This is a genomic window from Holdemanella biformis DSM 3989 (assembly GCF_000156655.1).
Classification (GTDB): Bacteria; Bacillota_I; Bacilli_A; order Erysipelotrichales; family Erysipelotrichaceae; genus Holdemanella; species Holdemanella biformis.
In genome coordinates this window covers 569,149-579,876 of record NZ_DS996841.1, presented here as the reverse complement: position 1 = coordinate 579,876, position 10,728 = coordinate 569,149, and the positions used below count along the sequence as shown (strand labels likewise).

Below are 10,728 nucleotides of genomic sequence, written 5' to 3'. Positions count from 1 at the left end.
CAATCGTAATGGTGGATACACTCGTGTGGTTAAAACACGTATCCGTCGTGGAGATGCAGCCCCAATGGCTATTGTACAATTCGTGAAGTAGTAGTTACTACTTCACTTTTCTTTTAAGGAGCTTAAAAATATGAGTGATTTAGAACAATACGCAAAAGAACATCAAGTGCCTATCATGATGGATGATGGACTTTCCTTTTTATTGGAAAAACTTCAAGAAAATCAATGTTTATCATTTTTAGAGTTAGGGACTGCGATTGCTCGTACATCGATTGAAGTTGCTAAGTTAGATCCTAGAATGAGAGTTGTCACAATTGAAAGAAATTCGGAAATGATTGTTCAGGCTAAAAAGAATATTGAAGAAAGTGGATTATCTGATCAAATCACATTGATCGAGGGCGATGCTCTTGAAGTGAATGTGGATGGTATGTTTGACTGCATTTTTATAGATGCAGCTAAGGCACAATATCAACGTTTTTTTGAGAAATATTGTATGCATTTGAATGAGAATGGTATAATTGTATCAGATAATATGAATTTTCATGGGCTTGTACAACATCCGGAATTGACTCAAAATCGTAATACACGCCAATTAGTTCGTAAGATCCATGATTATCATACGTATTTGGCAAATCTTTCAGATTATGAAACCGCATTTTATGATTATGGAGATGGAGTTGCCGTAACAAGGAGGAAATAACTATGAAGCTTTTTAAGTTTTTATTAGGTGCTGCAACCATTACAGTTGGAGCTTGTGCAGTTGCAGGTAAAATGCGTCGTGACAAACAAAGACAGGAAGAATTAGATGAATTCTTATGTCCAGACATTGATGAACCTATCGAAAAAGAGATTGAATCAAATGAAAGTCCATTAAAACATATGGAAGCAGATATCATGGGATTTAAAGAAGCACAAGAAGATATTCTTCCAGTAACATTAACCTATAGTTTTGATTCAAAGGATAGCGCAAAACAATTCCAGACAGAAATTGCAAAGAACGGCTTAACTTCTTCTTATGATGATGAAGATAAAATTGTAGATGTAATTTATCATGACGGTGTAAATGAGAGTGATTTAAAAATCTTATCCGATACACTTGTAAATGCTTGCACAAATGCGAGTGCTGAATATAAAGGATTTCATTTTAATATGGTATAATAGTTCCGTTTATGGTGGAGGATATGTGATGGAAGCAATTGAAGTTTCACATTTAACTTTTTCCTATGATGGGAAAAATGATATATTAAAAGATGTTTCTTTTTCAATCCCAAAAGGAAGCTATACAACGATTATCGGACATAATGGTTCTGGTAAGAGTACAATGGCAAAACTAATCATTGGTTTGTTGGAGGCGAAAAAGGGAAAAATTCAGATTTTAGGTAAAGAACTCAATGAAGAAAGTGTTTATGAATTGAGAAGTCATGTTGGAATAGTATTCCAAAATCCGGATAATCAATTTATTGGTTCTACAGTGGCAGATGATATTGCCTTTGGTTTAGAAAATCATTGTGTAGAACAAGAAAAGATGCAAGGTATTATTGAAGATGTCGCAAGTCGTGTTGGAATGACGGATTTTTTAAGTGCAGAGCCAACTAAATTATCTGGTGGACAAAAACAACGTGTTGCGATTGCAGGTATTTTGGCCATTGAACCTGATATCATTATTTTTGATGAATCAACAAGCATGTTAGATCCTCAAGGTAAGGCGAGTATCAATGCGCAGATTCGCAAGTTACATGAAGAAAAGAATATCACAATTTTATCCATTACCCATGATATGGAAGAGGTAGCTCAATCTGAAAATGTCATAGTGTTAGAAAATGGTGAGATTGCGCTGCAGGGAACGCCAATGGAAATTTTTAAACAAGAAGATAAATTGGCTAGAATGCAGTTGGATATTCCTTTTGCGTTAAAGATTTCGAAGGAATTAAAGAAGCGTAAAATCTTCAAAGAAAATGTATGTCGTTTAGATGAGGTGGTTGGAAAGTTATGTCGATTGAAATAAAGAAGTTAGAACACACATATAATGAAAATACACCTTTTTCACATGCTGCATTAAAGGGTATCGATCTTTCAATTCCAGAAGGAAAAGTTACAGCTATTATTGGGCAGACTGGTTCTGGTAAATCTACTTTAGTTCAGCATTTAAATGGTTTGTTGATTCCAACAGCGGGTACTTTGGATATTTGTGGTTTCCATATTCAGCCTTTGTTGAAAATTAAGGATGTTAAACAATTAAGAAAGGAAGTTGGGCTTGTATTCCAGTTTCCTGAATATCAATTGTTTGAAGAAACGATTGGTAAGGATATTGCGTTTGGACCAAAAAACTTTGGAACAAGTGAAGAAGATGCTTCCCAACTCGTAAAGAAAATATTGCCTGTTGTAGGTTTGGATGAAAGTTATTTGGATCGTTCTCCTTTTGATTTGAGTGGAGGACAAAAACGTCGTGTTGCGATTGCGGGGATTTTAGTATTAAATCCAAAAGTCTTAGTTTTAGATGAGCCAACAGCAGGGCTTGATCCTCAAGGTGCTCAGGAAATGATGACTTTGTTTATGAATCTAAATAAAAAAGAAGGAAAAACGGTTCTTTTAGTTACACATGATATGGAGCATGTCATGAACTATTGTGATCATGTGATTGTGTTGAGTCATGGTGAAGTAACGCAGGAAGCGGATGTGAAGGAATTTTTTAAGCATCCTGAATATTTACATGAGATTGGTATCAATCCACCTAGTATTGTGCGTTTAAAAATGCAATTAGAAGAAAATGGATTTGAGATGGATCCAGATATTATGGATATGAATTCACTTGTGGATTCAATAGAAAAGCAGGTGAAGAAACATGAATAATGTTGCGTTAGGACAATATATACCATTAGATTCTGTGGTTCATAAGATGGATCCTCGATCTAAGATTATGATCATGTTGTTTTTAATGGTTGCGATATTTATTCCTGCAGGAGTCCTTGGATATGTGATTATAGGTATTTTCATTTTATTGAGTTTGTATTTATCAAAATTAAATATTAAATATGCCTTAAGAACAATGAAACCAATGTTATGGATGATGGCTTTCTTGTTGGTTATTAACCTATTGGTTATTAAAACAGGAACACCTTTGTTTTCGATTAAGGGATTTACAATTTATAGCGATGCCGTAAATCAAACTTTGTATATTGTCGTACGTTTAATGTTGATGGTTATTATCACAACTGTATTAACAGCAACAACAAAGCCTTTGGATTTGACTTTGGGAATTGAAAAATTGTTGAAGCCTTTTGAAAAAATTGGTGTACCAGCTCACATTATTGCGATGATGATCAGTATCGCGTTGCGTTTTATTCCAACACTAATTGAAGAAACACAGCGTATTATGAATGCGCAGGCTAGTCGTGGTGTGGATTTAGAAAATGGGAGTATCAAAGAAAAAATTATGGCTATTTTATCGTTGATTGTTCCACTATTTGTTTCTGCATTTGATCGTGCAGATCAACTTGCGAATGCGATGGAAGCTAGAGGGTATGATCCTTCTAGAAAAAGAACACGTTACAAAGTGTTAAAGATGCAGACTATCGATTATGCTTCAATGATTTTAAGTGTTGTCGTTCTTTGTGCTTGTATTGGTATTTGGGTATTATGATTGTAAAAGCACTTGTCAGCTATGATGGTTTTAATTATGCAGGCTGGCAAAAACAAGAGAATGCCTTAGGCATTCAACAAGTGATTGAAGAAGCTTTGTATAAGATCACAAAAGAGAATGTGGATGTTGTTGCGAGTGGAAGAACGGATGCTGGTGTTCATGCGTTTGGTCAAGTTTTTCATTTTGAAACAAATAAAAATATTCCGGCTATTCAATATGAAAGAGCATTAAATGCATTGCTTCCCAAAGATATTCGTATTTTAAAAACGGAAGAAATGCCCGATGATTTTCATGCACGTTTTAGTGCTGTAGGCAAACGTTATGATTATTATTGTTCGTACGATATAAAGAATCCTTTTAATTATAAGTATCGTAATTTATTAACTAAAAAATTGGATATTGAGGCGATGAAAAATGCATCAAAAGTATTCTTGGGATCTCATGATTTTACGAGTTTTGCCTCAAGTAAAATCGATCCGAGAAAGCCTAGAGTCAAAACGATTTCAAATATTGAAATTATTGAAGAGGGTATGGATGTGCATTTTATCTTTGAGGGTACAGGTTTTTTAAGGTATCAAGTTCGAATGATGACGGGTACTTTAATTGCGGTTGGTCAACATAAGATAGGTGTTGATGATGTCCAAAGAATGTTAGATGCAAAAGATAAGTCGGCATGTCGTTATAATGCGTCTAGCTGTGGTTTATATTTAGTGGAGGTAAAATATAATGAGACAAACTAATTTTCATACACATACTTCACGTTGTCATCATGCGTATGGTGAGGATGAGGAAATGGTTCGTGCTGCCATTCAAAATGGCTTTGAAGTATTAGGTATTTCAGATCATACATGTTGGAAATATGATTCCGATTTTGTGGCACATATGCGTATGAAACTGGATGAATTTGCGAATTATAAAGATAGTGTTTTATATTTGAAAGATCGATATAAGAAGCAGATTGAAATTCGTTTTGGCTTAGAGGCAGAATACTTTCCTAAGTATATGGATTGGTTGTTGGATTTCTGTATTGAAAATGGAATTGATTATTTGATTTTTGGCAATCATTATTATGGTACAGATGAGGATCATATTTATTTAGGTGGGGCTAAAGGAGAATATATTAAAGGATATTTCGATACTTGTGTCGAAGGTATGAAAACAGGTATGTATGCATACTTAGCTCATCCTGAATTGATTTTAAGAGATACAGGTGGTTTTATCACACCTGAAATTGAAGAGGGATTTCACCGTATTTGTAAGATCAGTCAAGATTATAATGTTCCATTAGAATTTAACGTATTGGGTATGCAACACAATATGCGTATGGGGTATGAGGAGTATCCACACACTAAGTTTTGGCAAATCGCTGCTCAATATAATGTGAAGGCAATTCTAGGTATGGATGCACATAGAGTAGGTGATTTGGATCAAAAATTATATAATTTGGCTTTAGAAAAACTATCTAAATTTGATGTAGAAATCATTGATGATGTACCTTCAATTGATTATAAAAAAATAAAAGCAGAAAAGATTAAAGTTTGGCAAAAATAAAGCTAAACTTTTTCTTTTTTTCATTGACTTTTATATGGATATTGCATATCATATTAGGTGGCTAAACTCTGGCCTTTTGAGCCCCGGTAAACGCTCAAATCAAGGAGGAAATTAGATATGCGTCAAACTACTATGGCAAAACCTGCCGATGTAACACGTACATGGTATGTAGTTGATGGAAACGGACAAACTTTAGGACGTTTGGCTTCAACTTGTGCTCATGTATTAAAAGGTAAACACAAACCTACATACACACCAAATGTTGACTGTGGTGATTATGTAATTGTGATCAATGCTGACAAGGTCGAAATGACTGGAAACAAGTTGAATACTGAAAAGTATTACAACCATTCTGGATACTTTGGAGGTATGCGTGTGCGTACAGCTAAAGAAATGAAAGAGAAATACCCTGTTGAATGGGTTGAAAGAGCAATCAAAGGTATGTTACCTCACACTAAATTAGGTGATGTACAACGTGGACACGTATTCGTATACGCAGGTAGCGAACACCCACATGCTGCTCAAAAACCTGTTGAATTGAAGGTAAGAGGATAAGGAGGAATAGAATATGAAAAAATCTAACACTGTTCAATATCATGGCGTTGGACGTCGTAAAAAATCTGTTGCTCGTGTCTTTTTACGTCCAGGTACAGGTAATATCGTAGTCAACGGAAAAACTTTGGAAGAATACCTTCCATTGGAAACTTTACGTATGGTTGTTAAATCACCATTAGAAATCACTAACACAGCTGATCAATTTGATGTGATTATCAACGTACAAGGTGGAGGATACACTGGTCAATCTGGTGCTATGCGTCACGGAATTACTCGTGCTTTAATGGAAGCTAGTGAAGACTACCGTCCAGTATTAAAAGCTGCAGGATTCGTTACTCGTGACCCTCGTGCTAAAGAACGTAAAAAATACGGTCTTAAAGCAGCTCGTCGTGCTCCACAATTCTCTAAACGTTAGTCAGAACATACTTTTGACTACTCTGCAAGGAGATTCAAAACCACTCAAGCCCTTTATATATGGGCTTTGGGTGGTTTTTTCTATATCTGTGAATTGTTCTGAATAGTGTTGAAAAGTCTTTTTAAGCACGCATACAGCACGCTTATAAGTAGCAAAATTAACTCCTCAGTTATCGAAAAGCACGCACAAAATGTAATTTTACAAGAAAAGCACCAGCAGATGCTGATGCGTTTAATATTTTTAATCTTACTAATTTTTTGATTATATAGCTTGTTTTTTATTTAGCAACCAATCCCTGATATCAAAGATTTCAATTCCTTCATATGAATACTTTGGATGACCGGTTTTGGCGATGATAATCTTTGGATATGCATCCTTGATCTGTAAAAGAGGCGCATATTCTCTTTTGAATGTTTCCTCTTCAGTGATATTATCACTTACCTGAATATAGATTTTTTCACTACCTCTTTGGGCAACAAAATCGATTTCTTTCTGATAAAGCTTTCCAACATAGACATCATAGCCACTACGTAATAATTCAAGACAGACCATGTTTTCATACACTCTGCCATAATCCATGTTTCTTGTACCAAGAACAGCATAACGTATGCCAATATCACTTAAATAGAACTTTTCTGTGCTTTCAAGATATTTCTTGCCACGGATATCGTAGCGCTTGATATCATAGAAAACAAAGGCGTTGCACAGGTACTTGATATATTTTCCAATGGTGACATGATTGGTTGATATGTTCTTTTCGGATAGCATATTGCTGATTCTGCTTGGTGAGGTCAGGTTTGATATATTGTCCATAAGAAATTCACTTAAGCGCTGTAATACCTGAGTATCTGGCAGGGAATACTTCTGTACAAGGTCTCTTGTAACAATTGTTTCATAGACTTCCTTGATATAATCCTTCCTGTCTTTTTCGGTGTTGTAGGCATAGGACCCAGCTAATCCACCTTTGATGGTGTAATCTTCAAATAGCTTTTCTATGTCGTGGTTGTTGTCGTAGTAATTACAATATTCTTTGAAACTGAATGGATAGACATGAATTTCAATATAACGCCCGGTAAATAGAGTGGCTAAATCTGCACTTAACAAAAAAGCGTTGGAACCGGTGATATAGATATCATATTTTCTTTTTGAATATAGGCTATTTACAGCCAGTTCAAAATTTGGACACATCTGCACTTCATCAATGAAAAGATAATTCGATTTTCCTTCCACATATCGTTTTTCAACATAGGCATGAAGCGCATGATACTCTTTCAGGTGTTCAAATGAAAGATCCATAAAGTCAATAAAGATAACGTTGATATCATTAAAGTTGTCTTTCAGATACTGGATATACTCCTGCATCAGTATTGACTTACCCGATCTTCTGATACCGGTAATAACTTTTATATCAGGCGTATCCTTCAGATTCTTTATTCGATTTAGGTATTCAGTTCTTTCAATGGTTTTCATAGTGTTGCCTCACTTTCAAAAAATGAATTTTTTTAAACTTTTGAAAGTCATCCTTACTTGTATTATATCCGATTATAATCTTTGTATGCAATATGCCACTTTCAAAAAATAAAAATTTTTAAATTTTTGAAAGTGAATAGTATGCTTTTAGCTATTATAACTATGTCAATGATTCTAAAGAAGCAAACGAATTTGTTTTCCAATGACTATAATTCGTTTATTTCTTTTGTGTCACTGGTTACCAAAGTCATTAGTTGACCATCGTTGTCAATCGAACGCCACTCCTATACAGGTTGTTGTTTATCGTACTGGAAATGAATGTTTGGGAGTCATTGTTGGAACTCCAGCTGCTTTGGGTGAACTCAAAGTGTTGATTGCCAAATTATTTGAATATGAAAACTAATAATCAAGTTAAATTAAAAGAAAAAGACCACAGCCAGCGGTAAGCTGGTTCTGGTTAAAAAGCGTTCGCAAAACGTGTAGCCACAGAATGAAATTCTGTGTTAAAAGAGGCTTTGGATAACTGCACTCAACAAGCAAGTGGAAAGGAAAATTGCAGAGTACGGTTCGGTGTGTATTAACACCGGCATTGCTGGCCTCTTTCCCGTAGGAAAAATAAAAGGAAGGACTCATATCCTTCCACACTTTAACGCCCTACGCTTATGGCGGTAGGAGCCATACTGATTTGGTATTTCTACTTTTATTTGCATTATACACTATTATGCGTATAATCCAAGAATATGAACTTCCTTCATGACATGGACTATTAAAGGATTCTTCTGCTTATAAATATAATTCTTATCTCTCACAGTGTTCACTTCTTTTCTTTGATTTTTTTACTTCTTTAATTATTTCTTCTGGATAATAAACAGAATCAATTGCTTTAATAAGTTCTGACATTTCAATATGAGTATACACGCTTTCCGTGATAGACATAGCACCTTTGTGACCAACTATTAGTTTTTGATATGTTTGTGATACCTGTGCAGTTGCAAGTAGAGATACACATGTGTGTCTGCAACAATGTGGTGTTTGATCATATTCGAATCGAACCATAAATGGATTCCAGTAGCTGTCGTAATAGTTACGATACGTAAAATGTTTTTGATCGGGCGTGTGGAATACATAATCACATTGACTCGATTCATACCAGGCTTTAAAGAATGGATAAATCATAGTACCAATCGGAACTTTACGGATTCCACTTTGTGTTTTTGATTTAGTAATAGTGAAAAAATGTTCATCAAGATTAACATTTTGCTTCTTTAAATCCAATAATTCACTTACTCGTACACCTGTATAACAAAGAATTAAAATCATTTGGATGTATATATCTTCTTTTTGTGACCACAATACATTCAATTGTTCTTTTGAAAATGGTTGCCGATCATAGCTATTCGGATTTCTATCTTTGTATTTGGCTATATCTACAAATTTTGCGTAGTCTGTGCTGCAAAGATTGTTCTTGATCGCATATGCGTACATTTGGTTAAATAAGATTTTAATATTTCTTAGAGTAGGGTAGTTTTTACCACAATTATCAATAATATTTTGAAGATCACTGGTTCTAATATCTCTAAATGGGTATTCGAAGATTCGTGTGCACGTATTATATGCGGCTCGGTAACTATTTATTTTTTTGGCTTCCATATTGTCTTTGAACTTTTCATCAAACCAATCTTCAAAGACTTCTCGAAAAGAGGGATTTCCTTGATTTAAATCGTATGGCTTCTCATGATATTTCGCTAGCATTTGAAGTCCTTCTTCGCGAGTTTTAGCATAACCAATAATGCCAATCACTTGTTTAGTCTTGCCTGTTTGTTTATCTGTATCATAACCTGTTGTTATGCGAACAATATAAGGTCTTCGTCTTCTGTTTGCGTTACTCATTTTTACAATTGACCCATAACCACTAGGCAATCGCATATGTTTATTTCTTTTTCTCATTTATGAATTTCCTTTCTTTTGGATTTGACAATCTTAAAAGTAAGAGCATTTTCAATTGTATCTTTACCAAAGAATTTTTTGAGCTTGTTCATATCTCTTTTTAATTCTCGATTTTCATAAGATAATTCATCTATTGAATTTTTTAATTCAGTATTTTCGCTTTTTAAAAAGATCAGTTGAGTTTTCAGATTTATTAATTCTTTTACAATATCAAATACTTGGTTGATCAACGGTTGTATAAATGCTCTTAATTTGGAAAATTTTGGCTGAACAATATTTTTATGATATGTTGAAGCAAGTGTGAGCTTATTTGGTTCTGGTAACAACCATAATTCTTCATTGTTTAAAGCGTTAAACGCATCATTTAGATAGGGGGTCATATTTTGTAGCGAATTATATTGCTTTTTCAATGTTAATATTTCATGATCCAATTTTGAAATTTCTTCTTTTCTTTTTTCTTTTTTAAAGTTAAGAACATCAAGTGGTTTATTATGTGTATCAAGGTTGACCCATTTAACTTCATACTTATTCATGATTTTGGCAACTTCCATTTTTTCAGCATTCACCCATTGGTTCCACTCTGTTTCTGATCGACTCCCTCCATTAAATCCTTGAGATTTTAAGGCTTGTTTCAATGAAACACGAGTTTCGAGTCCTCTTTTACTTCCTGTAGTAAAAGGAATAAAGTCAATATGAAGATGAGGTGTCTGTTCATCCATATGAAGATGAGCAGAGAATACATAGAGATTCGGATTACGTTCTTGAAAACCTTTCATATACTCATCGAGAATTACTTTTCCTAGTTCACCATTTTTTCCAAGACAATTCATTGTGTCCATATTTCCAACTTGAACAATAACTTCATGGAATAATTTTTCTTGTTTACCCATTCTTATTTTTTCATAATAATTTGGAATGGTACGATCACTACGAGTTTGTCTAGCGTTGTATTTTGTGACGGCATCATCAAATAATTTATGATAAGTTTGTTTTAGATCTTTATTAACATATTCAATATTATATTGGCTTCGATTGCTGTCGACATTACTTGCAGTAAAATCTCTTGCATTGTGAGCGATGCTTCCTTTGCCAATTTTAAAGCTAATGCTTTGTTCCATATGAACCTCGTAGAGCGCAAGGCATCTTTTGT

The 10,728-nt window shown here is 34.3% G+C and carries 13 protein-coding genes and 1 pseudogene; 11 read left to right on the top strand and 3 right to left on the bottom strand.

All coding sequences use genetic code 11. The annotated features are described in order from the left end of the window. From EUBIFOR_RS04380 to rpsI, 10 genes and pseudogenes are all read left to right on the top strand, one after another. On the top strand, positions 1 to 91 hold a 91-nt coding region (locus EUBIFOR_RS04380; RefSeq protein ID WP_040466146.1), incomplete at its 5' end, for a L17 family ribosomal protein. A 33-nt stretch (positions 92 to 124) separates the two neighbouring features. Continuing rightward, positions 125 to 700, top strand: a pseudogene (locus EUBIFOR_RS04375) (O-methyltransferase); the annotation flags it as partial. A 2-nt stretch (positions 701 to 702) separates the two neighbouring features. After that, positions 703 to 1,158 (top strand): hypothetical protein, encoded by a 456-nt coding sequence (locus tag EUBIFOR_RS04370; protein ID WP_003864739.1) that lies wholly within the window; start codon positions 703 to 705, stop codon positions 1,156 to 1,158. A gap of 28 nt (positions 1,159 to 1,186) precedes the next feature. Then, positions 1,187 to 2,005 carry an energy-coupling factor transporter ATPase gene (locus tag EUBIFOR_RS04365; protein ID WP_040466145.1) on the top strand — a complete coding sequence of 273 codons (819 nt, stop codon included), beginning with the start codon at positions 1,187 to 1,189 and terminating at the stop codon, positions 2,003 to 2,005. After that, positions 1,990 to 2,850, top strand: coding sequence for an energy-coupling factor transporter ATPase (locus EUBIFOR_RS04360; protein ID WP_003864737.1), 861 nt, complete (start codon positions 1,990 to 1,992; stop codon positions 2,848 to 2,850). The genes EUBIFOR_RS04365 and EUBIFOR_RS04360 overlap by 16 nt, the downstream gene beginning before the upstream one ends. Further along, positions 2,843 to 3,640: an energy-coupling factor transporter transmembrane component T family protein gene (locus EUBIFOR_RS04355; protein ID WP_003864736.1), complete on the top strand. Its 798-nt coding sequence runs from the start codon at positions 2,843 to 2,845 to the stop codon at positions 3,638 to 3,640. Before EUBIFOR_RS04360 ends, EUBIFOR_RS04355 begins: the two co-directional genes overlap by 8 nt. Further along, on the top strand, positions 3,637 to 4,380 hold the full coding sequence (gene truA, locus EUBIFOR_RS04350) for a tRNA pseudouridine(38-40) synthase TruA (RefSeq protein ID WP_003864735.1): 744 nt from the start codon (positions 3,637 to 3,639) through the stop codon (positions 4,378 to 4,380). Before EUBIFOR_RS04355 ends, truA begins: the two co-directional genes overlap by 4 nt. Beyond that, positions 4,367 to 5,191, top strand: coding sequence for a histidinol-phosphatase (locus EUBIFOR_RS04345; RefSeq protein ID WP_003864734.1), 825 nt, complete (start codon positions 4,367 to 4,369; stop codon positions 5,189 to 5,191). Before truA ends, EUBIFOR_RS04345 begins: the two co-directional genes overlap by 14 nt. 117 nt (positions 5,192 to 5,308) lie before the next feature. After that, the gene (gene rplM, locus EUBIFOR_RS04340; protein ID WP_003864733.1) at positions 5,309 to 5,746 is read left to right on the top strand and encodes a 50S ribosomal protein L13; all 438 of its coding nucleotides are present in this window, start codon (positions 5,309 to 5,311) and stop codon (positions 5,744 to 5,746) included. A 13-nt stretch (positions 5,747 to 5,759) separates the two neighbouring features. Then, positions 5,760 to 6,161 carry a 30S ribosomal protein S9 gene (gene rpsI / locus EUBIFOR_RS04335; RefSeq protein ID WP_003864732.1) on the top strand — a complete coding sequence of 134 codons (402 nt, stop codon included), beginning with the start codon at positions 5,760 to 5,762 and terminating at the stop codon, positions 6,159 to 6,161. 261 nt (positions 6,162 to 6,422) lie between these two features. On the opposite strand, the gene EUBIFOR_RS04330 is transcribed toward rpsI, so the two are convergent. Next, positions 6,423 to 7,631, bottom strand: a complete 1,209-nt coding sequence (locus EUBIFOR_RS04330; protein ID WP_003864731.1) for an ATP-binding protein — start codon at positions 7,629 to 7,631, stop codon at positions 6,423 to 6,425. Positions 7,632 to 7,833: 202 nt separating this feature from the next. Here EUBIFOR_RS04330 and EUBIFOR_RS04325 point away from each other — a divergent pair, with 202 nt between their 5' ends. Then, on the top strand, positions 7,834 to 8,034 hold the full coding sequence (locus EUBIFOR_RS04325) for a hypothetical protein (protein WP_003864730.1): 201 nt from the start codon (positions 7,834 to 7,836) through the stop codon (positions 8,032 to 8,034). Positions 8,035 to 8,429: 395 nt separating this feature from the next. Here EUBIFOR_RS04325 and EUBIFOR_RS04320 read toward each other — a convergent pair whose 3' ends face one another. Both EUBIFOR_RS04320 and EUBIFOR_RS04315 read right to left on the bottom strand, forming a co-directional pair. Further along, the gene (locus tag EUBIFOR_RS04320; protein ID WP_003864729.1) at positions 8,430 to 9,578 is read right to left on the bottom strand and encodes a tyrosine-type recombinase/integrase; all 1,149 of its coding nucleotides are present in this window, start codon (positions 9,576 to 9,578) and stop codon (positions 8,430 to 8,432) included. Beyond that, entirely contained in the window at positions 9,575 to 10,696 is a 1,122-nt protein-coding gene (locus tag EUBIFOR_RS04315) for a plasmid recombination protein (RefSeq protein WP_003864728.1), read from the bottom strand. Before EUBIFOR_RS04315 ends, EUBIFOR_RS04320 begins: the two co-directional genes overlap by 4 nt. Between the last annotated feature and the right edge of the window lie 32 nt (positions 10,697 to 10,728).

Coding starts and splice junctions, on each gene's coding strand:
- EUBIFOR_RS04370 (WP_003864739.1), top strand. CDS start 703: ATGAAGCTTTTTAAGTTTTTATTAGGTGCTGCAACCATTACAGTTGGA.
- EUBIFOR_RS04365 (WP_040466145.1), top strand. CDS start 1,187: ATGGAAGCAATTGAAGTTTCACATTTAACTTTTTCCTATGATGGGAAA.
- EUBIFOR_RS04360 (WP_003864737.1), top strand. CDS start 1,990: ATGTCGATTGAAATAAAGAAGTTAGAACACACATATAATGAAAATACA.
- EUBIFOR_RS04355 (WP_003864736.1), top strand. CDS start 2,843: ATGAATAATGTTGCGTTAGGACAATATATACCATTAGATTCTGTGGTT.
- truA (WP_003864735.1), top strand. CDS start 3,637: ATGATTGTAAAAGCACTTGTCAGCTATGATGGTTTTAATTATGCAGGC.
- EUBIFOR_RS04345 (WP_003864734.1), top strand. CDS start 4,367: ATGAGACAAACTAATTTTCATACACATACTTCACGTTGTCATCATGCG.
- rplM (WP_003864733.1), top strand. CDS start 5,309: ATGCGTCAAACTACTATGGCAAAACCTGCCGATGTAACACGTACATGG.
- rpsI (WP_003864732.1), top strand. CDS start 5,760: ATGAAAAAATCTAACACTGTTCAATATCATGGCGTTGGACGTCGTAAA.
- EUBIFOR_RS04330 (WP_003864731.1), bottom strand. CDS start 7,631: ATGAAAACCATTGAAAGAACTGAATACCTAAATCGAATAAAGAATCTG.
- EUBIFOR_RS04325 (WP_003864730.1), top strand. CDS start 7,834: ATGACTATAATTCGTTTATTTCTTTTGTGTCACTGGTTACCAAAGTCA.
- EUBIFOR_RS04320 (WP_003864729.1), bottom strand. CDS start 9,578: ATGAGAAAAAGAAATAAACATATGCGATTGCCTAGTGGTTATGGGTCA.
- EUBIFOR_RS04315 (WP_003864728.1), bottom strand. CDS start 10,696: ATGGAACAAAGCATTAGCTTTAAAATTGGCAAAGGAAGCATCGCTCAC.